The following is a 24,769-nucleotide window of genomic DNA, read 5'->3' as shown; positions in this document are numbered from 1 at the left end:
TTTTACTCATGACTTCCAACGACCTTCATGCAGGCTCGATTGTTATCGACGCGCTGCAATGCTCGGACTTCAATCGCGAACTGCTGCTTGATGCGCAGCAAGGCGGCGTCAGCGCTATCAATGCCTCTTCCGTGTTGTGGGAGAACTTCAGGGGGGGCATGGAATATATCTCCATGTGGCGCGAGAAACTGGCGGAAAACGTCGATATCGCCATGGCCATCCGTACGACCGACGACATCCGGCGGGCCAAGGCAGAGGGTAAGGTGGGGATTATCATGGGGTGGCAAAACACCTCGCCCATCGAGGACCGGCTTGATTATTTCGCGCTGTTCAAGGATCTCGGCGTGAACATCATGCAGCTTACCTACAATACCCAGAACTTCTTTGGCGCCGGGTATCTGGAAGCGAAAGACAGCGGCCTGACCGGTTTTGGCCGCGAGGCTGTGGACGCCATGGACGAAAGCGGCATCCTGATCGACTTGAGCCACGTGGGCATTCAGACTTCGCTGGACACCATCGAGTATTCCCGCAAGCCGGTCGCAATCACCCATTGCCTGCCAAGTGCACTTTTCGACGTGCCGCGCAACAAGCCAGACGAGGTCTTTCAGGCCTGTGCCGCCAAGGGAGGCGTGATCGGCACTTCGCTATTTGCCCCGGGGTTGGCAAATGGCAACAACGCGACGGTTGCGGATGTGGTAGATGCCCTGGAACATACGCTTGATCTTGTAGGCGAGGATCACGTCGCCATCGGCACGGACTTCAATCACAATCGCTCGCGTCCCGGACCCTGGCTGATATGGGCCAACAAGGACAAGGGTACCGGCCGCATCCTGGCCGACTTCGGCTCTGCCAAGATTTCGAAGCCGGAGGGTATTCGTCACAGTCGTGAATTCGGCAATCTAACTGCGGAAATGCAGCGGCGGGGCTGGAGTGAGGATCGTATAGTCAAGATCCTGGGTGGCAACTGGATGCGGCTTTTCGATCAGACCTGGGGGTGAGTGGCGTGGGCCTGTTGTTGCATCACCAGGCCCTACTCAGTGGGTTTTCAGTTGCCTGATGCAGCGATAAGGCAATCGGGCTTCGTCAAAGTGGAAGCAGGTAAATCTTGCCTGCGCGCGCTCCTGTATCCTGCCTTTTCTCGAACCGTAATCGCTCGGTTCAAAAAACACTGACAGGTCTGGTCCAGGAGACCTGTGTCCATGGCGTCTCCACATTCAGCGTTGTTAAAAGCTATCTGCCCTTGGGTGTGGAGCATATCCTGGCCGGTGCCGATCATCTGCTGTTTGTCTTTGCGCTGCTGCTGCTGATTTCCGGACGACGCAAGTTGATCGGGGCGATCACGGCCTTTACGGTCGCTCACAGCCTCACGATGGCCGCCGCAACATTTGGCTGGGTGACGCTGCCCGGACCGCCGGTAGAGGCCGTAATTGCTCTTTCTATCGTGTTTTTCGCATCTGAGTTGCTGCAAAGTGAAGAGGGCCAAGAGCGCTTGTCCGAGCGCAAGCCCTGGATTTTATCGTTTGTTTTCGGCTTGCTGCACGGGTTCGGTTTTGCCAGCGCACTGCGTGAGATAGGCCTGCCGCAATCCGAAGTGCCACTTGCCCTCCTGTCCTTTGACCTGGGCGTCGAGATTGGCCAGCTGCTGTTTGTCGGCACGGTATTGTGCGCCGGGTTCGCCGCCAAACGCCTTGCTGTTTTTGTCTTTGACAGCTTTCCTCTTCAGGGCATCTTCCGGGTGACTGGCATCTATCCAATCGGAGGCATATCTGCGTTTTGGGTCTTTGACAGGTTGTCCGGCTTTTGACCTCCAGAGTACCGACACCACCTGTTGCAGATCAAAAAAACGGTGACCTGGAGCTGGAAACCGTACCTCCTGCATCTGCGCCGACGTCATGCTTCAGAGCGAATGACTTTTATCCCGGGAGCAGCAAAAACCGTCGACAACCGCGCTTCCATCGGACTCCGTAAACTAGCATTTGTGGAGCAATCCCTGGAACAAAGCGATGTCGCAGCCCGTCTAGCCAGCGTTAATCCTCTCTTCCGGGGTCTTCCGGATTGCTGGAGAACAGAGCGATCTTGTTGCCTTGAGGGTCTCTAAGGTAGCCAACATAAAAACGAGGTCCATACGCGTCACGGAAGCCGGGCTGGCCCTCGTCAAAGCCACCAGCCGCGAGCGCGGCCGAGTGCAGGTCACGAACCCGCTTTTGATCCCTGGCCTCGAATGCGATCATTGTACCGTTTCCAGCCGAGGCCGGATGTCCATCGAAGGGTGGTTTAACGTAGAAATCCGGCAGAGCGACAGACTGGCCCGGTTGTTCCGGCAGCGTGTAGCTCAGGCCCTCAGGCCCTTCCTCCAGCTGGTATTCAAGGGCCGGCAGGAATGCCGAGTAGAATCGTTTCGCGCGAGGGATGTCATCAGCGCCGACAGTGACATAGGCGATCATGCCGTGTGTTCCTTGTATTCGATGACACACCTACCGGTCGGGAGAAATGCGGTCTCAGTAGGCGCTTTTGTTTTGGCTCCGTTCATCCATAACCGTTTTTTCCTGATAGATGCTACCGAGACGGGCCTTTGCCCGCCATGGGCGGGCTTTCTGGAGCGGGATTTCATAAGCAGGATCATTACGGTCCAGAACAGCCATGGAAAAACAGGACGTTGCGGATACCAGGCTTCGTGAGGACCATACGCCGTCGGGCCCAACAATTCCGGCGGGACCTTTGTGTGCTTCCTGCGCGGGTGTTGCGGCGCTGATCCAAAAGCAGTTCAGACCCGCGTGTGCCCTCAGTGCAATCTGAAAGTGTTCCGGAATGCCATACGAACCGAAAAGAACCGCGTCCGCGCCGAGTTGTTCGTATTCCATGAAGACTTCCGGGAACTGCGATTCTATGCAGAGTGCGCAACCGAACCGATATCCGTCGACGTCGAAAATGGTCGGGTCAACACCGGGCGTGTACCAGCCGTTGATTTCGGAGTTCGATAGGAAGCGCTTATCGTACCTGGTGAGCAAGTCTCCAGAATCCGAGAAAATATATAGACTGTTGTGGGGACATGAATCGGTCGAGAGCTTGTGCGCACCTCCCACGACAGCGAATACTCTCAGTTCGCGGCAAAGATCCGCAATCCGCCGCAATTCGGTCTCCTGGGCCGTCCAGTCAAACGACGCCCAGCAGTCCGGCGAACTGATCTGTGCCTTTGAATAACCTGAAAGTGCGCCTTCACAGAAATTTACCAGCTGGACTCCCTGCCGGGCAGAGTGCAGCAGCACTTGCTTGATTTCCGCTGCATTTGCAGACAGGTCGTCCGAAACAACGGTTTGAGCCGCCGCAATTTTCAATGATCTGCTCCCTAATTCTCTGGCCCGTACTTTGCTGATTTACCGCTGTGATTTCCAACGTAAATGCAACCATAGCCTGGAAGTTGCCACGGGGCAGGGTGGCTAGAGTATGCCTCTAACGACTTCTGCCGTCCTGTTAATGAGAATTTCCGGTGTCGTAAGTAACCCCGGCAGCGCCTTGCAAGACATGAATTCCCGCAATCAATGGGGGCAACCAATCAACAAAGCAGCACCAAATAGTGAAGGCTGTCACGACAAATCCCCGGTCGCCCTTTGCGATCAAACGTTCGGGCGGCCGAGGTCATGACTGCAGACTGCGTGCTAGGTGTTGGAGCTAACGCGTGTACACCGCCGTGATCGATGCGGTGGCAAGACTGTTCGCGTTGACCATATACCCGGCCAGGGCATTGCTGACGCCATCGTCGATTTCCAGCACTGTGCCGAGTGCATGAACGGTGAACTGATAGCGGTGTACCTCACCCGGCGGGGGGCAAGCGCCGCCGAAGCCAATGGATCCATAGTCGTTGGCCAGCTCGATGGCGCCATCCGGGATAGCTTCGCCTGCGGGCAGTTCGGTGATATCGGCCGGGATATTGAAGGCGAACCAGTGCCACCAGCCCGAACCGGTCGGCGCATCCGGATCGTAAGCGGTGACGGCAAAACTCCTGGTGCCCTCGGGTGCGCCTGACCAGGCCAGGTCCGGGGCTTGATTGCCACCTTCACAGCCGAAACCCTGGAACACGTGCGCAGCGTCCATATGCTGCCCTTCCGCAATCGATGTGCTGGTCAGACGAAACGTTTCGGCAGCAGCGGTTGATGCGAGCGCACCGAGGATAACTGCCGAAGAAAAAAGCGTTTTCAGAAGCATCTGGCATTCCTTTCATATGTGGCTTCGATGATCTGAACATAGTTGCCAGCAGGTTCTGCTGCTTCCGGGTGGCGCTCAGAGAGTGTCGGGAAACGATCACTTTTTTGCCGTGACACGGATCTGTTTGGGGGCAATGGCGAAACGCTTGCGGAAGGCGTCCGAGAAATGTGACGGCGTCTTGAAGCCACAATCGAATGCGATGGTCGAGATCGGACGATCCGTGGTTTGAAGGAGGCTCAAGCCGTGCTCCAGTCTCGTGTTCATCAGGATTTTCGAGAACCCCTGACCTGTCGTGCCGAGCCAGCGCCGCAATGTGGCCTCGCTCATTGCCATCTGTCGGGCCACGTCAGAAGCCCGCCAGGGATGGCTGAGGTCTTGTTCGATCAGACGGCGGACTCTGCCCATCGGCGTTTCCGTCTGCCCCGGTGCAAGGTGGACGCCGTTTTCCCGTAACCATATGAGCGGTTCCAGAAGCCGGTGTTCACGAAGCACCATCGGTAAGGAAGGGTGGTCGCGCGTTTCGTGAATGATTGGCACAAGGTCCAGGGGGCGAAAGGGATCAGCTTTCAAAACCTGAACGTGATCAGCGGCTTTCGCCGCAGGACAATCGTCGAAGATCCGTGCAATCGAAGAGTCCGGGTAAGCGACACCCAGTGCGCGATAGGTGCGGTCCAACACCGTCCGGTTTTCCATCGTAACGATGGAGCCTGCCGGAAAAACCAACAGGTCTCCTTCGTGGCCGATCAGGTCCTGCGTGGGACCAACGACCTTTTTTGATCCGCTTTCGACAAAAAACAGGAACGTTTGACGAAGATAGAGATCCGCAAAGGTCGCGGTCGTTGCCTGCGTGATCTGGTAGATCGCGACCTCGTCAGGTTTCATCTCCGGTTCTGCCATCGGGACAAGATCAGGCAACCTTTGGCAGCCTCGCAAGTTGCCCACCGGACAAAAGGGCTCCACCGCCCGGTGCCACTTCTGTCAGCTCAAGGCTTTGAAGGATTTTGCGGGTCGTCGCGACTGCTGCCGACACCGTCGGCAGGCCTGAGGCACGCTCAATCATTTCAATCGCCGGAAGAGAAGGCATTTGCACACAGGCTGAAGCGACAATGGCGTCAACGCCCCTGACATCCAGCTTGCGCCAAAGTTCAGCCGGTGCCGCCGGATTCTGGGAGGCGACCTCCAGGTTGTCCGCAATCTCGAGTGCGAGAAAATCCTGAACTTCGACGCCTTCATGCTCGATGTAGTCGACAACCAGCTTCGTCAGCGGTTTCATGTAGGGACAAATGATGGAGACATTCTTGAACCCCATCTCTTTCAGGCTGTCCACCAAAGCCCCGGCGGAGTTCAGAACCGGTGTTGGGCATCCATTGTCAACCGTTGCCCGATGGAGTTTTTCAGACGAGGTCCGATGATAGCCGAGACCCATCGACATGATTGCCACAAGACACGCATAAGTCTGGACGTCGACGGCAGCGTCCGAGAGTTCGGTGGCGCAGCGGAGGCTGTCGGCATCCATCGCCTCCAGCTCTTCCTTGACCACCGCCTTCATTCGCATGCGCGAGGAGTGGAACGTGAACCGATCGGGCAGGATGGCTTCTCGAGCCTTCAAAAGCGCCGGGATTTCGGTTTCCATGGTGACATTGGAACTCGGGACGATAAGACCGATACGGCGAGTACTGTATGCGCGAGACATAACATACCTCCTATTTTCAAGGGGGGGCGGCGCTTAAAGCGCGGGGCCCATCACGAAGTTGGGTAACCAGGTGGCGAGACCGGGAAACAGACACAAAAGGACAATGGCGATCAGCATGCATCCCACGAAGGGCAGGGAGCCCAGCAGAATCTTGCGCAGCGAGATGTCCGGTGCGATGCCGTTGATCACGTAAAGGTTCAGTCCCACCGGCGGTGAGATCAGACCGATCTCCATGTTGATGGTCAGGACAACGGCGAACCAGATCGGATCGAATCCGGCACCGGTGATGACCGGCAGAAGGATCGGCGCTGTCATCAGGATCACGGCAACAGGCGGAAGAAAGAAGCCTGCAACGATCAGGAACATGTTGATTGCACCCAACAGAACCCAGCGGTTGACCTCCAGTTCGCTGATCCACGCGGCAATCGCCTGGGTGATGAACAGGCTGGACAGCATGTAGGAAAATACCCCGGCCGCCGCGATGATGAACAGGATCATCACGCTTTCCCTGGTGCTGTCGCGCAGGACCGACCAGAGCGCCGAAGGCCGCTCCAGCTTGTAGACGATCATCGATACCAACAGGCACAGCAGAGCGCCGACGGCCGCAGTTTCCGAAGGGGTCGCGACACCGCCGTACATGGCGTAGAGCACGCCGATGATGATCGCGATAAACGGCAGAACCCGGGGTATGATTTCAAATCGCTGGCGCCAGCTGTAGGTGACGCGACCCAGGCCAGCCCGTTCACCGGACACCCATGTGGCATAGATCGACCAGGCCATGAAGAGGCCAACCAGTAACAACCCGGGTACGACACCGGCCAGAAACAGGCGGCCGATCGAGGTCTCGGTCGCAATGCCGTAGACGATCATGGTGATGGAGGGCGGGATGAGAATCCCGAGGGTCCCGCCGGCGGCAATGGAGCCGGTGGCGATTTCTTCGGAATAACCGCGTTTGCGCATCTCCGGAATGCCCATCTTTCCAATGGCTGCGCAGGTTGCCGGGCTCGATCCGGACATCGCCGAAAAGAGGGCACAGGCACCAAGATTGGAGACCACCAGGCCGCCCGGCACCCGGGTCAACCATCGCTCAAGGGCTTCGTAGAGATCCGCACCGGCCCGGGTCGAGGCAATCGATGCCCCCATGATGATGAACATGGGGATCGAAAGAAGTGCGAAGCTGTCGAGCTTTCCAAAGAGGATTTCAGGCATGAGTTCCAATGACCGCAGGCCGTCGAACGTGAGGAGAAACACGGCAGACACAAGCAGCAGGCCAACTGCTACGGAAATTCCCGAAAACAGAACGAAGATCGTTGCCAGACCAATGATCGTGCCAAGGACAAGCGGATCCATCACGTTTCCTCCACGGTGTGTGCGGCGGACAGAACGTCCAGAAAATCAGCAATCAATTGCAGCAGCATGAGGCCCAGTCCGACAGGCAAAGCCAGATAGGGGATCCAGAGAGGGACGGCTGTGACGGTGTCGGATGTCCAGCCGCGCGATTGCGCGAGATGCCAGAACTCGTAGCCGTAGAAGAGACAGACAGCGATCACCAGGATAGCGGCGGAATGGGTCACGATATCGAGACATCGGCCAGCCTTCTGGCTCAGCGACAGCTTCAGAAGGTCCACGTTGACGTGGCCCTTGTGTTTCTGGACGAAGGCCAGTCCGACAAGTGTGGCGCTGACCATCAGATAAACGACGACCTCGGTTTGCCAGACGGTCGAGGCGTTGAGGACGAACCTGACAAAGATCATCTGGCACGTCAGAAACACGGCGCCAAGAATCATCGCAGCTGCTGTCCAGCCGGAGACTTCCGAGATCCAGCAAACGGCTTGCTGGAACATGCGCGGTTTGACCGGGTGAGCGGGCATGGTGGTTTCCATGGAGACATCTCCTAAAATTTCGAAAGTGGTGCGGGCGAGGGCGGAACACCCGCGCCCGCACTGGCCCATCACTCCACGGAGAGCGCCATATCGAGGAGCTCCTGCCCGTCGGGGACGCTCGCGACGAAGGATTTGTAGGAGGTTTCCGTCGCCAGGGTCTGCCAGGCGGCGAAGTCCTGCGGCGACATCTCGGCAATTTCCACGCCGGCTTTCCTGAAGACCTCGACGGAGAGCGCGTCCTGCTTCTTGGCTTCTTCCAGATAATAGGTTTCCGCCTTGGCGGCAGCCGCCAGAAGGGCGTCCTGCTGCGCCTGCGACAGGCGTTCGAACGCGGTCTTGTTCATCAACAACGGTTGGTACAAGAACCAGAGCGCGACGTCGCCGGCCGGTGTGTAGCACGCAACCTGTTCGAAGATGCGGTAGGATACGAACGACGACGACGAGGTGTTCGCCGCGTCGAGCACGCCGGTTTGCATGGCGCTGTAAATCTCGGATGAAGCCATGGAGGCAATGGAAGCCCCGGCGCCCACAAGCATTTCTTCAAAGGACTTTCCAGCCGCCCGTGTTTGCAGACCCTCCACATCCGCCGGCTTTGTGATGCACTTGTTCTTGCCGACAAAACCGCCTGCCAGATAGCCGTGAACAAGAACCATGACGTCGTCTTCGGCCATCTTGGCCTCCAGCGCGGCCATGAACGGCGACTTGGAAAGCCGGGACGCATGATCGTGGTTCTTTACCAGTCCGGGCATCAGGGTGAGGTTGAAGGCTGGTTGCTGGCCACCGGCATAGCTGAGCGGGAACACGGTCATGTCGAGCTGACCGCGGCTCAACGGACGGTACTGTTCGCGCGGTTTGAACAAGGACTTTGACGGAAAGATCTTGATGTTCAGGTCGACGTCTGCGGCCGCGACCTCGTTGGCGACGATTTCGGCAACGGCGTGCCTGACATCTTTGGTCGACCATTGATGAGACAGCCGAAGTTCCGTGGCATGGGCAGCTTGCGCGGATAGCAGACCGGCCGTCGCCGCGAATGTAAGCAGATATTTTTTCATGTCACTCTCCTCCAGTGGGTACATAAATAAGACATATGTATACATATAAGAGATATAAAAATAACAATTGTCAACATATGTATGGACAGTGTGTGTATTGCGAGCTAAAAAGGGTTTCAAATCAGGGGATTGAAGATGGCTCGCGTTGCTGACCAACTCATCGAGACTTTGCGAAACGACATCCGGTCCGGTGCTTTGCGTCCAGGCGATCAACTGGAAGAAGCAGCGTTGGCGGAACGGTTCGGTGTGTCCCGTACCCCTGTGCGTGAAGCCGTGCGCTCCCTGGTCGACTGCGGTCTCTTGGAGACAAAACCGCGAAAGGGGGCTTTGGTTCGCACACTATCGGCCAAGGAAATTATTGACCTGTTTGAAGTCGCGGCGGAGCTGGAGGGCATGGCATGCAGATTGGCTGCGGAGCGCCTGACGACGCAAAAGGCAGACGCGATGCAGGAAAGACTGACTGACTGTGAAGAGGCGGCCAAAGCCAATGACCAGAACGCCTATGCCAAGGCGAACCTGGCATTCCATGATGCGATCCATCAGGCTGCGGGCAACAATCGTCTCATCGAACAGATCGAACAGCTTTCCGGGCACATAAATCCATACCGGGCACTGCCGTACGGGATGCGCGGCCGCCTGCAAACGTCAACCGAGGAACATACCCGGATATTGGAGGCAATCCTTGCCAATGACCGTCTTCGGGCCGACGAGTTGATGCGAGACCACATGATGCTGCAAGGCCAGCGCCTGCCACTGATCCTCGAGGCAATCGAGGCCAAGTAGCGATGTGGCGGGACTGAACCTTCGGAGGGCATCTGCTTTGCCGATCCAAAAGCCAAAATGCGACAGGCCGCTTTCGTCAAGCGGTTCGGGTACCGTCAGGCGTACGAAAGTTCGCGAGGACCGAACACACCGGCCGCGGACACCAGTCTATCCGGATGAGGGTCAGCAGCTTGCCCCGGCAGCGTCGACGACACTCAATCGGCTTGAATCCTTTGTACGGCTTCCAACCGGTTCAATTCTTGCTGCGACATGGTGATCAAAGACATTGCGGCTCCGACAGCGCTCGGGCGTGTCGCGGCCAGTCTTCCTTCCAACGTTGACATTGACCAGCGTCAGACGGACGGGAAGTGTCGCATCTCTAACTGGCCCAAGTGTCGCATTACTAAATGGGCGCTATAAACTCAATTCGCATAATCAATATTATGGAACTTTTTAGATTGCAGATATGATCATGCATTCAATGGTTTGTGTTGTTCGTGCCTGGCCTGACAGATTTTCAGCATCTTGCTGCCTGATTGAACCGTATGTTCAGTCTCTGGCTTCATGCGCGGCAAGGTCTTCGTCGGTGGCGTCGATGACACGGCGTGCGATGTCGTAGGAAAAGCCGGCGCGGCAGAGTGCGGCCATATCCTTGTCGCGGCGGTCCTTGTTATCGGATCGGAACGGACCGAGCCGACGGCGTCTTGCGAAAATGAACGCGGCGCCGAGATCGTCCCGGCCATCGTTGTTCAGGACTTTTCGGATGGTGTCCCGATCGACACCTTTGGCGCTCAGCTTGGCCTCGATCTTGCGCTGAGAGCCGCCGCGGCGTCTCAGGCCGGCGGTTTTGGTTTCCGCATATGCCAGATCGTTCACAAGGCCGCTCTGGCGGCACTTATCAACAACGACATCGATCATTGCGGAAAATTCGCCTGGGTCGCGTTCGTGCGCCATGCAGGCCTTAAGAACCTTGCGCTCGAGCACCTTGCGCAAATTGGCCGCCGATGATGCATAGCGTTCCAGATAATGAACCGCCGATCTGATCAGCCGGTCTTCGGTCGGGATCTTGTAGCGAGGGTTATCCGGCAACAGCTTCATCGCCTCGAGGTGCTAAAATTGCGGACAGACAATGCGCATACCGTCAAAAGCGGGTTCGATATTCTGCGGCAGATCCCTGCAAAGGGTTCTGTAGTCCAGATCGTTGTGAAGATTGGTGAAAACAGCCTTGTCCGGGGACAATTTCTCGGTCCAGGCAAGGGAATCTTCCAAACAGAAATGACTCGGATGTGGTCGGCGACGCAGGCAGTCAAGGATCAGATAATCCAGTTCTTTCAATTGCTTGATACTTGCGTGCGGGATATCGGAGACGTCGGGAATATAGGCTGCATCGCCGATACGGAAGCCGAGCGCATCAATATCTCCGTGGGTGACCGCAACTGGCTGAAACGTCAGCGTGCCGCCTTCCCCGCCGATGTTCACCGGGGTACCGGTCTCGATGAGACGGTGCTCAAGGATTGGCGGATAATTGGAGCCTTGCGGCGTTTGAAAACAATAGCTGAATGCGTGATAGGCGCGTTCAAATGTCGAGGTGTCCATGAAGACCGGCATCTTTTTACCGGTTCGCACCATGAAAGCGCGCAGATCGTCGATGCCGTGCAGATGATCGGCGTGCTCGTGGGTAAAGAGCACCGCGTCCAGATGAGAGATTTCGGCCCTGAGCAATTGTTCACGGATGTCGGGGCCGGTATCGATCAACACGGTTGTGCACCCGTTTTCCCCATGCTTTTCCACAAGCAGTGCACATCGGGAACGCCGGTTTCTAGGCTCCTCGGGATCGCAATCGCCCCAGTCGTTGCCGATGCGCGGGACACCACCGGAAGACCCGCAGCCGAGGATCGTCAGAACGACGCTCATTGGCAGGAAGCCTGCGCCGGGCGCGCCGATTGCGGCACCTTGCGGAACAGCCGGAAGAAGTTTTCCGTCGTCTGCCGGGCGATTTCCTCTTCGGACACACCGCGCGTTTCGGCCAGTACGGCGGCGGTCATGGCCGTATAGGCCGGCTCGTTGCGTTTGCCGCGTCTGGGCTGGGGAGCGAGATAAGGCGCGTCTGTTTCCACGAGCAGCCGATCCGCCGGAAGCTCCCGGGCGATGTCGCGCAGTTCCTCGGAGCGCTTGAAGGTCAGGATACCGGAAAAGGATACGTAAAGACCAAGCTCTATCCCGGTCATGGCCAGCTCTCTTCCGGAGGAGAAACAGTGCAGGAGGGCCGGAAAGGCCCCCTTCCCCATTTCTTCGCGCAGAATGGCGGCCATGTCGTCGTCGGCATCGCGGGAATGGATGACCAGCGGCAGGCCGGTCTGACGGGCGGCCTCGATGTGAATGCGCAGCCCTTCGGCCTGGGCATCGCGGGGAGCCTTGTCATAAAAATAGTCGAGGCCGGCTTCTCCGATGGCGACCACCTTGGGATGGGCCGCCAGCGCGATGATCTCATCGGCGGGTATGCCGCGCTCGGTCCCCGCGTTATGGGGATGTGTGCCGACCGAACAATAGACCTGGGGGAATTCCTCCGCGATGGCGCGCACCTGATCGAATTTGCGAATATGCGTGCAGATCGTCACCATCAGGTCGACACCTGCCTGCGCGGCGCGGTCTATCAGTTCGGCGCGCTCGCCGTCGAAATCGGGAAAATCGAGATGGCAGTGGCTGTCAACGAGCATGAAAGGTCCAGAAATTGGTCTGCTGCGGGGTGTGCGGTATTTGTGCTTTGGCGCGACTTGATAGCCGGAAATCTTGAAAATCCCAAGAAGGCGCCTGCAAGTTTTCGATTGCGGCCACTTGCGGTCCGGACTTTCCCGCGGTGAAGATCAGGCGGCTCTGAGCGCGAAAAAGAAGTCCAGAACCACCTGTTTTCTATCTAGATTGAGTGCGTCTGCATCGCTGATGGCCTTGTTGGTTCTGTCCCACAGCTCCACAAGCGGATAAGCCTTGTGGACGCCGGAAGCAAGGTCGCGCCGCATCCGTTCGTGCAGCCATATCCGGGTGATATGCTGGAAGCTTTCCCAGTTATCGGACTGGCCTCGCGCGGCAATCAGATCTGCAAGCGCGTGGATCGCAGCCAGGTCAAGTTGTCCGGGAGTTTCTGCATGCTTTTTCAAGCCCTTGGCTATTGCCAGTCCGTCGCCCGACAAAAGCGTGATCGCCGCGCGCAAGCTGCCATCCGCGGCTTTTGAGATTTCCAGCAGATCGTCGTCAGCCGGAATGCTGTCGGGGGCCAGGTCGCGTAGCGCGTTTGAAATATCGTTGCTGCTCAAGGGTGCGAGATCCAACCGCCGGCAGCGGGAGCGGATCGTCGGCAGCAACCGGCCGGGCGCGTGGCTGAGAACGAGAAACAGGCAGCGCTCCGGAGGTTCTTCCAGGATTTTCAGAAGGGCGTTGGCTGAACTGATGTTCAGATCGTCGGCGGCATCCACAATGCAAATGCGCCAGGAGTTTGCGGAGGCCGTGGTGCCGAAAAAGGACACCGTGCGCCGAATTTCATCGACCGGAAGGTCCGATTTGAACCGCTTTGATTTGTCGTCCCAGGGCCGGCGCAGATGCAGGACATTCGGATGGCCGCCGGCTTTCAGCTGGCGGGCGACCGGATGTTCGGCGGGCACGGACAGGTCCTGCGCGGCGGCGACATCGGCGCCAAACCGGTCGGGATTGGCAAGGGCGAACCGGGCGAAGCGAAAGGCCAGCGTCGCCTTGCCTATGCCCTTTGGGCCGCCGAGGATCCAGGCGTGATGAAGCCGCTCGGAGCGGTAGGCATCAAGGAGCGCCCGTTCGGTGGCTTCGTGGCCGATCAGCCGGTCTTTTTCGTGGGGTGGCGGAAAGCCGGGCAGCACATCGACTTCGGGCCGGGGCGTCAAATCCTGGGATCGCGCCATCAGTGGGCTCCCTCGCGTGCAGCAGGCTGCTGTTCGTCAGCGATGTTCAGCTCGTCGGCGAACCTGTCGCTTATGGCCTTGCGAATGGCGGTTGCGACGTATTCAGGATCTTTCGTGCCATCGACCACGGCAAAGCGGAACGCCTCTTGTCTTGCGAGTTCGATGAACAGTCTTCTGCGGCGCTCATGGACCTTCAGCGCTTCGCCCTCGAAGCGGTCCGGGCCGCCGCTGTCATCGGTCTGCGCGCGGCTGGCCACTCGCTTCAGGCCGATTTCCGCGGGAATATCGATCAGGATCGTCAGTTCCGGACGGACACCGGCGACAGCCGCTGTTTCCAGAAGTTTCAGGTAGTCCGTGTCGACCCCCGCCTCACCCTGATAGACGCGTGTGGAATCGGCGTAGCGGTCGCACAGAACCCATTGGCCTTGTTCAAGGGCGGGTTTGATTGTGGTGTCGACATGGTCCGCCCTCGCGGCGGCGAAGAGCATGGCTTCGCCCCTGGGGCCGAGGTCCCTGACCTCACCGGAAAGCAGGAGCGCGCGGATTTTTTCCGCCCCCGGCGAACCACCCGGTTCCCTGGTGACCAGAACAGATTGCCCGAGGCTTTCCAGATAGACTTTCAGGCGGGCGATCTGGGTCGATTTCCCGGCCCCCTCACCGCCCTCGAAAGTTATGAAATGTCCAGGCACCAGTTCTCGGCTCCGTTTGCAAGGTTGTTCAGAAACAATCCGGCCGACTCATATCAGGTCTTGGGCCGGATGTTGATATCTCTATCCTATCCATCCGAAGAGCAGTTCCTGAAGGCCGTCGACGGCGCGGCCGAACAAAGTCCCCTGCGCGACGGAAGCACCGGTCACCAGCGGAGCCCTGTAGACGATGCCGTCCTTGCCGATAACCTGCAATTCCCCTGCCGGCCGGCCTTCCTCAAGCGGAGCGACGAGCGGCCCCTCGTAGACCACGCGGATGCGGTAATCCAGTGTGCCGCCACGGGCGAGAAGGACGTCGATGTCTTTGCGCGCCACAAGCGGCACGCTGCTGCTTGTCCCGCCGAAAACCCTGCCTTCGGCAACAACGTCTCCGGAGGAAAAGAGTGTCTGAACGGCGAAAAACTCCCAGGCCCCTTCGATAACTTCCTGAAGGGTCTGCAGACGGTGTTTGTCGGATGTCAGGCCGGCGACTGATGCTATCACGCGACGTCCATTTCGCTCGACCGATCCGAGACCGGCAAAACCGTCGGTTGGGTCAGTGCCGCCCCCGAGACCGTCCAGATTGCGGATTTCACCCAGAAGCGGGTTCTTGTTGCGTTGGAATATCTTGTTCCAGGTGAACTCCGGCAGGGAAAAGAGCCGATAGTGCTGCGGATGTATCTCAAGGATGTATTCGGCGAGCCGCGTCTGGTCGCGCACGGTGGTACGCCCTGGCTGGCTCTCGTGGCCGGTCGGGTTGGCGAACTGACTGTTTGTCATGCCGATGGACCGGGCCAGTCTTGTCATTCTGTCGGCAAAGGCGTCCTCGGACCCGTCGAGACACTCAGCCAAGACAATTGCAGCGTCGTTGGCGTTGTGAACGAGAAGCCCCTTGAGAAGATCTTCCACGGCGATCTCGGACTTGATGGCGGCGAACATGGTGGAGCGGCCGGATGGCGCACCGCCAGTCCTCCAGGCGTGTTCGCTCACCGTGCAAAGCTGGTCCGGCTTCATCTCGCCGTCTGTCAGCGCCTGAAAGACGGTGGCGGCCGTCATTACCTTGGTCAGAGATCCGGGTGCGAACGGTTGGTCCGGAGCCTTGGCGTAGAGGATTGTTCCGGACGCCGGTTCATAGAGAAAGGCTTTTGGTGCCCTTGTGGCAATGGCCTCGGCTGCGCTCAACGGGGCGACATGTTCCGGCATGAAAACCGCAAGTGCCGAAAGAGCAACCAGTCGGACAAAAGATCCGAAAGACAAGCGGCGCGATATTTTCAGGATGTTTCCGGATCTTGCTGAACGCATCTGAGTTCTTTCACCCGCCGGCAGGTCATCCTGATTTAAACCCTAACGCCTTTCAGGCGGCAAACAGACCGCCGTTTATTCCGCTCTTGCCCGGACAGCCAGCTCACGCATCGACAGTCCGGATGCGGACACGGAGACGAGCAAAGCGTGCGCTTCGGAAATGCGTTTGTTGGCCGAAAAGGAGGAAATTGCGCTGCCATCGACCAGGCCGGTCGGTGTACCGGGGGCCGGCACGCGCAGAACACCGAGAGTTCCCGGCGCCGGCGAAGGCCCGGTTGTGTAAGCGGAACTGACCGGTTCAAACCTGTTGTTCGAGGCGACCTCGATTGTCGGCCTGCCTGCCTCGAAGGCAATTGCCGGGTCGAACGCCACATTCATGCCTGCCGGGCTCTGCGCCCGAAAGGCGGTCGTGGAAGGTGCGGCGGCCAGATACGGACGTGTCGCAGGTGCGGGAACCCTGCCGAACACGACGCTGGGCGGGGCCTGAAACACTTGCGGTTCCGCCTGGGCGATCATGGTTCCCGGACGTGTTGCGCCCGGCTCGACGGCGCCAGGTCCACGATAAGACGCCATCAGGAAGCTCTCGTCCTGTCCGTGCAGGGGAGCCTTGCCGACATATTCGACCTTGACCTTGCCGACTCCGGCGGACTTGGTACCGAGCATCGTGGCAACACGTTCGGAAAGGTCGATCACGCGGTTGCCGTGAAAAGGTCCGCGGTCATTGACGCGAACAACCATTGACCGGCCGTTTTCAACATTGGTCACGCGCGCATAGGACGGCAAAGGCATCGTGGTATGTGCTGCGGTGAGGGCGTTGCGGTCGAAGATCTCGCCGTTGGCGGTCTTGCGGCCATGGAATGTCGGTCCGTACCAGGACGCCAGTCCTGTTTTCTTGTAATTCGGATCAGTCTTGGGATAGTACCACTTGCCGGCAATCTTGTATTTCTTCCCGACGACATAACGTCCGCCGCCTTTCGGCACGGGCTTGCCTGCCGCAACCATGCGCGGGCTGCCTTTGACACCGTATTTTTTCGGGCTGAACTTGGAGGTTTCCTGCTGGGGGCTGCTGCAGGCGGCGACCAGGGACACCGCAGCGATAACCATCAATCCCGTCCGCATCTGGGCCCAGATACCACCGTTGAACCGGATGATCCGCTCTAGCGCTTCGGAGGATTTCTTTGAAGACGTTTCCGCCACGTGGTCTGTCCCCTGGACTACCGCCTGGCAAGCCTGCCCGCCTATCCCATGCATACTGCCGTCCTACTCAATTACGCGCCGGCGGCCCCGCGGCTCACGCGATACATCCCGGCGCGTGGTTCGATCCGCGTCGGTTCACAGGCATTTCAGATCTATCGATCAATCCCCGCAAGACACACTGCCCCCGCCGTGAGTCCCACAATTGCCTACTAAAGCGTATTTGTATTACTTCAAAGTAAACCTTCCGTCGAGGCTGTAAGCCGCTTTCATTTCGACAACTCCCAGCTTTGTACCGCCAGCAGTTCTCCGGACCTGCTGGCTGTGTCTTCAAGCTTCAGAAAAACCGGGAGTATTGCGATGAACAACCGGAGGTTTCCGCGTGTTGCATGCAAGGCACAGTAGGCCGATATTCCGCAATAAGTGTCTATGTGACCTACATCACATTCACACCTGCCCGATCCGCGTAGGGTCACCATGTTGCCGATGACAACCCAGTCATCAGCGATGCTGGAACCCACCTCCAGCACTGGCCGCCGGTTCAAAACCCTGCCCACGACACCGGACCGGCGGCCCCTGCCCTTTGGTTTTGTTCCGGTCCCGCAGCGCAAGCCCTGCCCCTGCAAACGCCCGGAACCGGAACAGGCCGGAGGTGCGGCCCGTCCCCGGACAAGACCTTCCACACGAAATCCGCGACCTGAGCGAAAGGGATGACTGCGCGCTCTTGACTTTCGTTCAAAGACGAAGGAAACGGAGGATCGGCAGCATGCATTCTTCAGAACGCGGCTGCCTGCGGTGAGGTGGCCGAGTGGTTTAAGGCAGCGGTCTTGAAAACCGCCGTGCGTGAGAGCGTACCGTGGGTTCGAATCCCACCCTCACCGCCAATAACCTTCTGTTTTTCCTTTGCTTTTTTGGTTCGTTCTTGCCTGTATTTGGCAGAGCGAGAAGGGAACAAAGAGTGTACAAATTAGGCTCAATATGGCCCGCGTGGGACTTATTGAGACAAAAGTCCCACAAAAGTCCCACACGGGTTTTTCCTTTGTTCCTGAGTCGCGCCGTCAATCTGACAAGTGAAGTTGTGATTCCGGTCGGGGCCTCCACCCGCTTTTTGTCCCTTTGTTTTCATTGAGTTTTTTGGGTCTAAACGTCCCACTTTTTACCACCCCTCAAAAAGTGGGACACTTTTGTTCTCATTCCACCCCGCTAACTTTTCCGGCCCCGAAAGCCCAGGTGTGGCCGAGGCTGCTGATCGGCAGCGCCAGCCACGCCTGTATCGTCAGTCGCACTGATAGAATCAGACAGCCGTCCCGACCATCTAGGAAAGTCTCAGCAGAGGGTGATCAAAATTGGATATGATCAGCTCGCTGAATTCCTGCGGAGCGGTTTCACTGACCGTGTAGGTCACGTTCACCTGCTTTTGGTGAAAGGCCGAAAAAATGCTCCGGATCTCAGGAGTGTCGTTTATTGAGAGCAGCACTTTTCCCTTCACGCCTTCCATCAGATCCGCGAGTCGGGAGAAGTCATCCTTCGAGAACATCTCTTTGCCGTAGTCATCCTCGCACCCGAAGTACGGCGGATCGCAGTAGAACAGAGTTCCAGGGCGATCATACCGCGGGATGAATTCGGTGAACGACAGGTTCTCGATTACGACACCCGCAAGCCGCTCGTGGACATCTTCCAGCATCGGCGCAAGCGTCGAGATGTTGAAGCGTCCACCCCGATCAGGGCTTATCCCGAAACTCTGACCCGTGACTTTTCCGCCGAAGGCCGTTTTCTGCAAATACAGAAATCGAGCGGCTCGCTCCAGGTCTGTCAGTGTCGTAGGGTCGGTTTTAATCAATCGCTCGAATTCGCGGCGACTTGTTATCTGGAACTTTAAACAGTCCAGGAACTGTTGGTAGTGGCGCTGGAGGATGCGGAAGAGGTTGATCACATCGCCGGAGAAGTCGTTGATTACTTCGGCCTTCGGGATGAAGGACCGCCGGAGGAAAACTCCACCCATCCCCACAAATGGCTCCGCATAGATCTGGTGATCCACCGTCGAAATTATTCGCGTCAGGCGCTTTGCAAGATTCCGTTTTCCACCCATCCAAGGCGCAACCGGGGATACGCCTTCACTCTCAAGTTCACCAAATAGGTTTGACTCCATCCATTTTGCCTTCCAGTAATCCCCCATCTGCGGCAGAGCAGAATCAGGCCTTCGGGCCTGCTCGTGGGGGCGATGGAATGCTTGTCAGACATCGGCCGGCGATTGGTCTTGGCAGACTGCCGGTATCCGGTGCGTTGGCGCGCTCCGGATCTCCCGCGTCTTTTTGCGGGAAGATTTGATCGGTCACCTGTTTGCCTCGTTCGTGTTTTGTTCCTATGAGTAGGAAACAGAAACAAGCAAACGGTGACCCGACATGTCAGGCAGAAGCGGCCGCGGACACATCAAGACGGATCAGATATTGGAAAAGCTCGCGCTCGGCCGCGACGGCGCGGTGCAGCTGACGCGAGAGGCGAAGATTGGCTCAGTGGAGTATCGGAAAGCCGGATACGTCATGGAAGCGATCGACGACCTGGCGGAAAAGCTCACCGGTGACAGATCCCACTTTCACAGCAAACCCGCCACGACGGCGCCGAGGGAAGATCGCGGCTAGAACGGACGGAGAGCGGTCGTTCGTCGCGGTCTGTACGAATGACCAAAAGCATACGGAAGCGGACTGTCGGTCAAGTGTCAGTGCGTTTCGAATTCTGACGTGATTGTAACTACCATGGCCCCATCCTAAACAGTCTCCCGCTGTCATCTTCATCATGAAGCAATACGACGATCTCTGATTCATCAAACACGGGTTCGCCTTCGGTTCGAGAGGGCAGATCCGTGTCGATCAATGTAATGATCGACTGAAGGCCTAGCGAGGAGTAGCGTCGAATCACGCCAAGAAGATTTTCCTTCTTTCGGTCGTCGAGTGATTCAAAGACACCATCGTGGAAGGCGAAGCGAGGAAAGGCGTCATCAAGATGCGCGCGCAGCATCGCGAGATCGAAGGCAATGCAGAGCAGTTTCTTATAGCTAAACCCGCGATCGGCACTGGTCGCGATGCCTGCATCGTCTAGCAGCTCGGCGCGGAAATCAAGATGTCCGTTCTGGTTGACAACGACGCTCAGAAGCGCCTTCTGGTCGATGACGTCTTCGATTATTTCGTTGAAGAACAAGCGAATGCGCGAGAACAAACTTCCTGCATCGGCGTTCTTCGCCTCGACGTCCGCTTCGATTGCCGCCTGTAGGTGCGTCTTCTCTTCGGCGAGAGTACGAATGTCCGCCCTCAGTTTCTGGAGCCTTTGGACAAACTCACGCTGCCGCTCAAGGCTTTCGATATCGGCCCGAAGCGTCACGAGTTGATTAGAAAGACGCTTGTATTTCGCGAAAGAATCCGCGCTGCTCAGGTACGCTAGCAATTCCGAACGGCGCTTGCCGAGCGCATTCAATTCCGTGTTGATGGTTTTCAGCTCTGCCTCAATTTCCGCACGCTCCTCAATTAAATAGCTACGCCGCTCATCGGTGATCGCCTTATTGAAGGCGATCAGTTGCTGAAAATCACGTTTTACTTGCCCTGAGAATAAAACTCCGGCCTCGCGGAACAGCTCACTCGCATCGTCCGGATCAAAGAGGATCTGGTCCTCTTTCAATGAAGAGATGATTTTCTTCCTGTTCTGGCTTAGCGAATACCGCCGCTGGTTGAGTGTGGCGATTCGTTCGTCCACTTGGTCCACGAGTAGCTTGGTGTCAGCTCTATCCTAGCTCCGGAAATCAAAAGCGTCGAGGCGCTGTTGTTTCTTGTCAACCTCCTGCCGCTTGAGCAGCAAAAGCCCATCGATCTTGCCCGCGTCCTCAATCTCGCCCCCGAGTTCTTGCCGGATCGTAGAGGTGTTGAACTCTTTGACTTTGAGCTCAGCCTCCTTCTCATAGTGCTGCCTGATCAACTCAGCATCGAAACCGAGAATATGTGCAAGGAAGGGTTTCCAGTCTGCATGCGAGTTGGCAAATTTTCGCAGTTGGAAAACGTCGCGAAAATCTTCCTGTGACCGGAGGAAGTAGCCGAGCCCCTTACGATAGGGCCACGGCTTCAGCGCTCGCCAGTCCAGCAAGCTATCAAGCAATTCTTTTGCGCGTTCGAATGGGACATCGACATGATCCCATTCGAGATCGGGTAGGGTCGAGAAATCCTGATGGCGTGCGGTATGCTTTTTGAATGCGATCCTCGACGCATTGGCGACGCTGCGCCGGACAGTAACGAAACTATTGTCAGATAGTTCTATTTCCAGGTAAAATATGAATTCCTTGAAGCGGTCGAGATGTTTGAACAGAAAGAACTTGGAATCCCGCCCCGACAGAAAACCAAAATCAAGTAAGCGGCCGAGCGTGGTCTTGCCAAGATTATGCGTATCGCGATCGCGGTTTTCGGGCAGACGAATTTCCGCTAGCACCACGTTGAGTTCGGGCTCGAACTCCACCGGTGCGAATAAGGCGGACATGTTGGAATAAAGCTTAGACGGCTTCATTCTGCCCCACATATTCGATTGCATCGGTCTTAGGGTGGTATTCGATCAAACCGAGCAAATAGAGGAAGTTGAGCGAAGGTAAAAACAGCACGTCTCCGCCAACGACGGCCTTACGAGCATACGTGCGCAGGGAATCGTAGTCACACAGGCGTTGGGTGCGAAGCCTCACGAGCAACAGCAGCGCAACATTTACGATGGTACGGTCGGGGTGCGCGTGCTTACTCGGTCTCAGCATCGACGATCTCCCCTATATCACAGTTCCAATACATGTAGAAGAGCACAGCACGGGTCAAACGCCTGTGCTGCTTCTGGCGTAGGATTGGATCACGCTGGAACAGAAGATCAAGCAGATACTCCATGACTGCGTCAAAATTCTGGAAGTCCTTTCGCTTCGAAATGATCTTCATCTGGAACTCCTCGGTGGTCGCTTCGTAGGATCTGAGGATGTCCAAATTTTCGGGCGCCGCCAAAAACGTCCTGATCTGCGCCGTATCCTTGAGATAGCGCCTACGAAGGGCGGCGGCATATTCTGGCGTCATGTTGTTGAGTGAATTCTTTGTCTCATACGACGTTCGTTCGGCCGGCAGTGCATCGAGAACCGTTGACAAATCGACTTCGTGGCTAGCGATCGCTTCGACGACGATGGCCAATTCGTCCGGTGAGACAATCAATGGCGAATCAACTGGATCGAGGTCAGCCAAGGCTGGGACTTCAGGAAATTGCCTCATAAAGAGCTCGAGCTGCTCCAGCCCGCAGAGATAGATCGAACTTTCAGGCAGGTTGCATTCTTCTGCAATGTGCTGAGTGATTACCTGATCCGCATTGCCTGCCAATCGACGGTTCGCGAAGAGCATATAGTGATTGAGCTGGCCGGATTTGCGCAGTTTGGTAATCCGCGACACCTCCTTACCAATCACCGTGTCTTTAGATTGCTTACTGTAGAAATCGGCCTCGCCGAAATTGCGGTTGTAGCCGTTGGTGTGCTTGGCTTGGACGATTACCGTACCAACCCAAGGATCAGTTGTACTCGGAAGAAGCTCGGCCGTGCCGACGAACTTGGCGTCGCGTCCACCATCAGGGCCCTTGGCAAAGCCCTTCACAGACATGCCAAGCAGCCGTTGGCACAAAATCACGATCAGCTTCTCGAACTGATCATCGCTCAAATCCTCATAGGCATACTTCAATTTCAAATTCCGACAGTCCACTTCAGAGGCTCGACAATATGGCCATAGGCGTGGTTTCCTAGCACGGTTACTATGAGTTGCGGAATAGGGATCATGTCACAGCAGAATGATCGGCGACTTTTTGGTATCTCGGTCCGGATTGCGAATGTCTGAAACTGAAGGCGCAAAACGGCCATTGATTGAGAAGATGTTCTTTGGCAGCAAAGGGCCGGGAAGGCCTTTGTTCAGGCATCGTGGTGAGTGGGCATGTAACCACATCGAAGACAGATTTCACCGGCTGGTCCACCTTGGTAGTGGATTCCACCAAAACACCCGCAAGAAGGACAAAGCTCCTCAACCTGAAGGTCGAGCCATGCTGCTCCTCTTACAAAGCATGGAATACCGGAACGGTCGTAGCTCTCGAACTCAAAGATGGCATCTTCTGGTGGAGCGTATGCTGCAGCACCTGCCGACAACAGAACGGGGACGATTTCTTCGGCTTCAATGTCGAACCATTCTCCAGACAGACGCTTCTGGTAAAATTCCCGATGCAACTGTGCTTCGAGCGAAGCATCTTCTGTGGTTTCAATGTAACCAAGTAACCTGAGCTGAACGGGGTTACCAGTTTGGAGCTCGGACATCCTGCGCTTGAGGGAATTAGTTCGCCCGATCTTAATCGGGCTTAATCGCTCTTCTCCATTGGCTAAAAAATAAACCGGCAAGTTCTCTTCTTTCCGTAAGGAAGTAGCTTCTAGTGTCGCACCTGCGGCGAATGTGGGCAATGCGGGCTGCGACTGCAGCATCTTGACTGGTTGGTCAACGGCAGCTCCGGGCCGGTTCTTCCGGTTCGGTTACCCCGGCTCACTACTTCCTCGGCACCCCCCTCCAGATCTCCAGCACATCCTGCGCAAACGTCTTCGGATCCCGGCTGGCCCGCAGGATGAACACGGCGATGTTCCTGCCTGTCATAGCAAGAATGCCGGCCATTCCATAGGCCCATGCTTCGCTGAAGCCGAGCAAGCTTCGCACCGGATCACCGAACACCAGCGCCGCCATGAATCCGACGAAAAAGGTCATCAGGCGATCGCGTGCCGAAAGATCCTTCGGCAAAGCTGCTCCGATTGCGGCAAAGGCAGTAATCGCGGCCATCTTCGTGAGTGGCAAGTCCCAAAACCATCCGATCAACTCTCTCATTTTACACCTCCTGCCACTTGGCTCCGAAACGTGTCGTGCCAGTCCGCGCAACGCGCGACCCGGCTGTTCGCGCGGCCAAGCGCCTGGTCGGTCTTGATCAGCGCCAAATCCAATGGATCGCCGACTTGAACGCCGGAGCGCTCTCGCTCGCGACAGTCTGAGGGAAGATCGGGCGGCGCAGTTTCGGCAGCGGCCGCCCCGAGCCTGGCCCCGGCCTGCTTTGCCCGGTCCCTATCGGTTTGACAGGCGCTCAAAAAGAGGCCGATCGACAACAGCATCAACAGTCGAAACATAATCATCCAGCTCCAGGGCTTGTTGGGTGCGCAGGGCTTCGGACTCCGTCAGCTGTTGCTGAAAGGAGAAGTTCGCGGTTTCCAAAGCGGCGGTGCGGCGCTTGAGTACGGCCAGCTCGGCCTCGGCCGCGGCAAGCTCGACATCGGCGACAAAAGACGAAACGACCGCGCGGACGGCACTCGACTTGTCGAACGTGTGCCAGGTGAAGAGCGCCAGCCCGACTGCCGCAAAGGCGGTCAGGATGGCGCCGGTTCTGGATTTCCAGAACCAGCCGATGACCACCAGCATCAGCCGAAGTCCTGCGGTTGGCGGGTCTTCTTCGGCCACTGTTTGGCAACGACGTCGAGGCCGAAAGCCCCGCCGGCGAACAGAAACACCGGCGTCGTCAAAAGCTCCGCCCAATATTGTGCCGCGCTGCCGCCCCCACTCCACAGATCGAACCCGCAAAGCACGAGAAGAGCGGCGAGCAAGGCCCATGCGGTTTCCCGCTTGTATGTCTTGATCATTGGAAACCTCCTTTAAAGACGGGCCGCCTGGACGTGCATCCAGTCAAAATTGGCGGCGCGGCCGAGCGAGACCCAGCCCTCGGCTTCCCATGCGCGCCAGAACGGAATGGCGTCGTCGAGCGACAGGCGCGCCTGTGGCCGCTTCCAGGACAGGCGGTTGCGTTCCGGATCGAAGTCGATGGCAATGCCCCAGGAATGCATGGAATAGCGGCTGCCGCCGCGCATGCGGCGCACGTTCAACGAACCGCCAAAGAGATCGAGACCGAGATCCTTGATCTGCCGGTCTGAATAGAGGCCGCGGATCTTGTGAAACGCGCGCTCGGCCGAGGCGGCAACCTTGCTGTGAAGAGTGATCGTGCGCACCGGCAC

Annotated in this window: 29 protein-coding genes and 1 tRNA gene; 5 read left to right on the top strand and 25 right to left on the bottom strand. The window is 57.3% G+C overall.

Translation table 11 applies throughout. The features are described 5' to 3' along the window. Window positions 1-8: 8 nt before the first annotated feature. Window positions 9-998: a membrane dipeptidase gene (locus OA90_RS16515; RefSeq protein WP_068414256.1), complete on the top strand. Its 990-nt coding sequence runs from the start codon at window positions 9-11 to the stop codon at window positions 996-998. Between the two features lie 107 nt (window positions 999-1,105). After that, a complete protein-coding gene (locus OA90_RS16510; RefSeq protein WP_068414253.1) occupies window positions 1,106-1,804 on the top strand; it encodes a HupE/UreJ family protein in 699 nt (232 codons plus the stop codon). A 223-nt stretch (window positions 1,805-2,027) separates the two neighbouring features. Here OA90_RS16510 and OA90_RS16505 read toward each other — a convergent pair whose 3' ends face one another. The 8 genes from OA90_RS16505 to dctP form a co-directional block, all read right to left on the bottom strand. Next, a complete protein-coding gene (locus tag OA90_RS16505) occupies window positions 2,028-2,444 on the bottom strand; it encodes a VOC family protein (RefSeq protein ID WP_068414248.1) in 417 nt (138 codons plus the stop codon). Window positions 2,445-2,498: 54 nt separating this feature from the next. Continuing rightward, the gene (locus tag OA90_RS16500) at window positions 2,499-3,335 is read right to left on the bottom strand and encodes a carbon-nitrogen hydrolase family protein (protein ID WP_068414243.1); all 837 of its coding nucleotides are present in this window, start codon (window positions 3,333-3,335) and stop codon (window positions 2,499-2,501) included. 334 nt (window positions 3,336-3,669) lie between these two features. Then, window positions 3,670-4,203: a YbhB/YbcL family Raf kinase inhibitor-like protein gene (locus OA90_RS16495; protein WP_068414241.1), complete on the bottom strand. Its 534-nt coding sequence runs from the start codon at window positions 4,201-4,203 to the stop codon at window positions 3,670-3,672. A gap of 96 nt (window positions 4,204-4,299) precedes the next feature. Continuing rightward, window positions 4,300-5,085: an AraC family transcriptional regulator gene (locus OA90_RS16490; protein ID WP_082837095.1), complete on the bottom strand. Its 786-nt coding sequence runs from the start codon at window positions 5,083-5,085 to the stop codon at window positions 4,300-4,302. 25 nt (window positions 5,086-5,110) lie between these two features. Next, window positions 5,111-5,896, bottom strand: a complete 786-nt coding sequence (locus OA90_RS16485; RefSeq protein WP_068414233.1) for an Asp/Glu racemase — start codon at window positions 5,894-5,896, stop codon at window positions 5,111-5,113. A gap of 33 nt (window positions 5,897-5,929) precedes the next feature. Next, complete coding sequence (locus tag OA90_RS16480) at window positions 5,930-7,246, bottom strand: TRAP transporter large permease (protein ID WP_068414229.1); 1,317 nt, start codon at window positions 7,244-7,246, stop codon at window positions 5,930-5,932. Beyond that, on the bottom strand, window positions 7,246-7,779 hold the full coding sequence (locus OA90_RS16475) for a TRAP transporter small permease (protein WP_068414226.1): 534 nt from the start codon (window positions 7,777-7,779) through the stop codon (window positions 7,246-7,248). Before OA90_RS16475 ends, OA90_RS16480 begins: the two co-directional genes overlap by 1 nt. 68 nt (window positions 7,780-7,847) lie before the next feature. Next, on the bottom strand, window positions 7,848-8,831 hold the full coding sequence (gene dctP / locus OA90_RS16470) for a TRAP transporter substrate-binding protein DctP (protein WP_068414221.1): 984 nt from the start codon (window positions 8,829-8,831) through the stop codon (window positions 7,848-7,850). A 135-nt stretch (window positions 8,832-8,966) separates the two neighbouring features. Between dctP and OA90_RS16465 the strand changes: the two genes are divergently transcribed. After that, window positions 8,967-9,614, top strand: a complete 648-nt coding sequence (locus OA90_RS16465; RefSeq protein ID WP_068414218.1) for a GntR family transcriptional regulator — start codon at window positions 8,967-8,969, stop codon at window positions 9,612-9,614. 528 nt (window positions 9,615-10,142) lie between these two features. On the opposite strand, the gene OA90_RS16460 is transcribed toward OA90_RS16465, so the two are convergent. The 7 genes from OA90_RS16460 to OA90_RS16430 all read right to left on the bottom strand — a co-directional run bounded on the left by OA90_RS16460 (window position 10,143) and on the right by OA90_RS16430 (window position 16,626). Continuing rightward, window positions 10,143-10,682 (bottom strand): regulatory protein RecX, encoded by a 540-nt coding sequence (locus OA90_RS16460; protein WP_156510535.1) that lies wholly within the window; start codon window positions 10,680-10,682, stop codon window positions 10,143-10,145. A gap of 21 nt (window positions 10,683-10,703) precedes the next feature. Then, window positions 10,704-11,507, bottom strand: a complete 804-nt coding sequence (locus tag OA90_RS16455; protein WP_068414213.1) for an MBL fold metallo-hydrolase — start codon at window positions 11,505-11,507, stop codon at window positions 10,704-10,706. Beyond that, window positions 11,504-12,310, bottom strand: coding sequence for a TatD family hydrolase (locus tag OA90_RS16450; RefSeq protein WP_068414207.1), 807 nt, complete (start codon window positions 12,308-12,310; stop codon window positions 11,504-11,506). Before OA90_RS16450 ends, OA90_RS16455 begins: the two co-directional genes overlap by 4 nt. A 147-nt stretch (window positions 12,311-12,457) precedes the next feature. After that, a complete protein-coding gene (locus tag OA90_RS16445) occupies window positions 12,458-13,519 on the bottom strand; it encodes a DNA polymerase III subunit delta' (RefSeq protein WP_068414206.1) in 1,062 nt (353 codons plus the stop codon). Further along, complete coding sequence (gene tmk, locus OA90_RS16440; protein WP_068414203.1) at window positions 13,519-14,208, bottom strand: dTMP kinase; 690 nt, start codon at window positions 14,206-14,208, stop codon at window positions 13,519-13,521. The genes OA90_RS16445 and tmk overlap by 1 nt, the downstream gene beginning before the upstream one ends. An 81-nt stretch (window positions 14,209-14,289) precedes the next feature. Then, the gene (locus tag OA90_RS16435; RefSeq protein WP_208986174.1) at window positions 14,290-15,507 is read right to left on the bottom strand and encodes a D-alanyl-D-alanine carboxypeptidase family protein; all 1,218 of its coding nucleotides are present in this window, start codon (window positions 15,505-15,507) and stop codon (window positions 14,290-14,292) included. Between the two features lie 75 nt (window positions 15,508-15,582). Further along, window positions 15,583-16,626: a septal ring lytic transglycosylase RlpA family protein gene (locus tag OA90_RS16430; RefSeq protein WP_068414573.1), complete on the bottom strand. Its 1,044-nt coding sequence runs from the start codon at window positions 16,624-16,626 to the stop codon at window positions 15,583-15,585. Window positions 16,627-17,495: 869 nt separating this feature from the next. Here OA90_RS16430 and OA90_RS16425 point away from each other — a divergent pair. Then, window positions 17,496-17,585 (top strand) — tRNA-Ser (locus OA90_RS16425). Window positions 17,586-18,016: 431 nt separating this feature from the next. Here OA90_RS16425 and OA90_RS16420 read toward each other — a convergent pair. Then, a complete protein-coding gene (locus tag OA90_RS16420; RefSeq protein WP_068414200.1) occupies window positions 18,017-18,850 on the bottom strand; it encodes a DNA adenine methylase in 834 nt (277 codons plus the stop codon). 253 nt (window positions 18,851-19,103) lie between these two features. Here OA90_RS16420 and OA90_RS16415 point away from each other — a divergent pair, with 253 nt between their 5' ends. Continuing rightward, window positions 19,104-19,340 carry a hypothetical protein gene (locus OA90_RS16415; RefSeq protein WP_068414197.1) on the top strand — a complete coding sequence of 79 codons (237 nt, stop codon included), beginning with the start codon at window positions 19,104-19,106 and terminating at the stop codon, window positions 19,338-19,340. A gap of 109 nt (window positions 19,341-19,449) precedes the next feature. Here OA90_RS16415 and OA90_RS29545 read toward each other — a convergent pair whose 3' ends face one another. The 9 genes from OA90_RS29545 to OA90_RS16375 form a co-directional block, all read right to left on the bottom strand. Continuing rightward, window positions 19,450-20,445, bottom strand: coding sequence for a DUF2326 domain-containing protein (locus OA90_RS29545; protein WP_244274660.1), 996 nt, complete (start codon window positions 20,443-20,445; stop codon window positions 19,450-19,452). A 33-nt stretch (window positions 20,446-20,478) separates the two neighbouring features. Then, window positions 20,479-21,243, bottom strand: coding sequence for a hypothetical protein (locus tag OA90_RS29540; protein WP_244274658.1), 765 nt, complete (start codon window positions 21,241-21,243; stop codon window positions 20,479-20,481). After that, window positions 21,230-21,478, bottom strand: coding sequence for an ABC-three component system middle component 8 (locus OA90_RS16405; protein WP_068414194.1), 249 nt, complete (start codon window positions 21,476-21,478; stop codon window positions 21,230-21,232). Before OA90_RS16405 ends, OA90_RS29540 begins: the two co-directional genes overlap by 14 nt. Then, window positions 21,462-22,427 (bottom strand): ABC-three component system protein, encoded by a 966-nt coding sequence (locus OA90_RS16400; RefSeq protein ID WP_068414570.1) that lies wholly within the window; start codon window positions 22,425-22,427, stop codon window positions 21,462-21,464. Before OA90_RS16400 ends, OA90_RS16405 begins: the two co-directional genes overlap by 17 nt. Before the next feature lie 224 nt (window positions 22,428-22,651). Beyond that, on the bottom strand, window positions 22,652-23,209 hold the full coding sequence (locus OA90_RS28065) for a GIY-YIG nuclease family protein (protein WP_082837094.1): 558 nt from the start codon (window positions 23,207-23,209) through the stop codon (window positions 22,652-22,654). Between the two features lie 61 nt (window positions 23,210-23,270). Beyond that, window positions 23,271-23,600 (bottom strand): hypothetical protein, encoded by a 330-nt coding sequence (locus OA90_RS16390; RefSeq protein WP_068414185.1) that lies wholly within the window; start codon window positions 23,598-23,600, stop codon window positions 23,271-23,273. A gap of 231 nt (window positions 23,601-23,831) precedes the next feature. Beyond that, entirely contained in the window at window positions 23,832-24,182 is a 351-nt protein-coding gene (locus tag OA90_RS16385; protein WP_068414183.1) for a hypothetical protein, read from the bottom strand. Next, on the bottom strand, window positions 24,182-24,400 hold the full coding sequence (locus OA90_RS16380) for a hypothetical protein (RefSeq protein ID WP_068414182.1): 219 nt from the start codon (window positions 24,398-24,400) through the stop codon (window positions 24,182-24,184). Before OA90_RS16380 ends, OA90_RS16385 begins: the two co-directional genes overlap by 1 nt. Before the next feature lie 12 nt (window positions 24,401-24,412). Beyond that, the coding region (locus OA90_RS16375) for a M15 family metallopeptidase (RefSeq protein WP_199823735.1) at window positions 24,413-24,769 on the bottom strand (357 nt) is incomplete at its 5' end.

It is taken from the genome of Labrenzia sp. OB1 (genome assembly GCF_001624695.1).
Taxonomy (GTDB): domain Bacteria; phylum Pseudomonadota; class Alphaproteobacteria; order Rhizobiales; family Stappiaceae; genus Roseibium.
Note: the sequence above shows the minus strand (reverse complement) of the source record. Positions and strands in the feature narration are given on the sequence as shown.

Coding starts and splice junctions, on each gene's coding strand:
- OA90_RS16515 (WP_068414256.1), top strand. CDS start 9: ATGACTTCCAACGACCTTCATGCAGGCTCGATTGTTATCGACGCGCTG.
- OA90_RS16505 (WP_068414248.1), bottom strand. CDS start 2,444: ATGATCGCCTATGTCACTGTCGGCGCTGATGACATCCCTCGCGCGAAA.
- OA90_RS16495 (WP_068414241.1), bottom strand. CDS start 4,203: ATGCTTCTGAAAACGCTTTTTTCTTCGGCAGTTATCCTCGGTGCGCTC.
- OA90_RS16490 (WP_082837095.1), bottom strand. CDS start 5,085: ATGAAACCTGACGAGGTCGCGATCTACCAGATCACGCAGGCAACGACC.
- OA90_RS16485 (WP_068414233.1), bottom strand. CDS start 5,896: ATGTCTCGCGCATACAGTACTCGCCGTATCGGTCTTATCGTCCCGAGT.
- OA90_RS16480 (WP_068414229.1), bottom strand. CDS start 7,246: ATGGATCCGCTTGTCCTTGGCACGATCATTGGTCTGGCAACGATCTTC.
- OA90_RS16475 (WP_068414226.1), bottom strand. CDS start 7,779: ATGGAAACCACCATGCCCGCTCACCCGGTCAAACCGCGCATGTTCCAG.
- dctP (WP_068414221.1), bottom strand. CDS start 8,831: ATGAAAAAATATCTGCTTACATTCGCGGCGACGGCCGGTCTGCTATCC.
- OA90_RS16465 (WP_068414218.1), top strand. CDS start 8,967: ATGGCTCGCGTTGCTGACCAACTCATCGAGACTTTGCGAAACGACATC.
- OA90_RS16455 (WP_068414213.1), bottom strand. CDS start 11,507: ATGAGCGTCGTTCTGACGATCCTCGGCTGCGGGTCTTCCGGTGGTGTC.
- OA90_RS16450 (WP_068414207.1), bottom strand. CDS start 12,310: ATGCTCGTTGACAGCCACTGCCATCTCGATTTTCCCGATTTCGACGGC.
- OA90_RS16445 (WP_068414206.1), bottom strand. CDS start 13,519: ATGGCGCGATCCCAGGATTTGACGCCCCGGCCCGAAGTCGATGTGCTG.
- OA90_RS16435 (WP_208986174.1), bottom strand. CDS start 15,507: ATGCGTTCAGCAAGATCCGGAAACATCCTGAAAATATCGCGCCGCTTG.
- OA90_RS16430 (WP_068414573.1), bottom strand. CDS start 16,626: ATGCGGACGGGATTGATGGTTATCGCTGCGGTGTCCCTGGTCGCCGCC.
- OA90_RS16420 (WP_068414200.1), bottom strand. CDS start 18,850: ATGGAGTCAAACCTATTTGGTGAACTTGAGAGTGAAGGCGTATCCCCG.
- OA90_RS16415 (WP_068414197.1), top strand. CDS start 19,104: ATGTCAGGCAGAAGCGGCCGCGGACACATCAAGACGGATCAGATATTG.
- OA90_RS29540 (WP_244274658.1), bottom strand. CDS start 21,243: ATGAAGCCGTCTAAGCTTTATTCCAACATGTCCGCCTTATTCGCACCG.
- OA90_RS16405 (WP_068414194.1), bottom strand. CDS start 21,478: ATGCTGAGACCGAGTAAGCACGCGCACCCCGACCGTACCATCGTAAAT.
- OA90_RS28065 (WP_082837094.1), bottom strand. CDS start 23,209: ATGCTGCAGTCGCAGCCCGCATTGCCCACATTCGCCGCAGGTGCGACA.
- OA90_RS16390 (WP_068414185.1), bottom strand. CDS start 23,600: ATGAGAGAGTTGATCGGATGGTTTTGGGACTTGCCACTCACGAAGATG.
- OA90_RS16385 (WP_068414183.1), bottom strand. CDS start 24,182: ATGCTGGTGGTCATCGGCTGGTTCTGGAAATCCAGAACCGGCGCCATC.
- OA90_RS16380 (WP_068414182.1), bottom strand. CDS start 24,400: ATGATCAAGACATACAAGCGGGAAACCGCATGGGCCTTGCTCGCCGCT.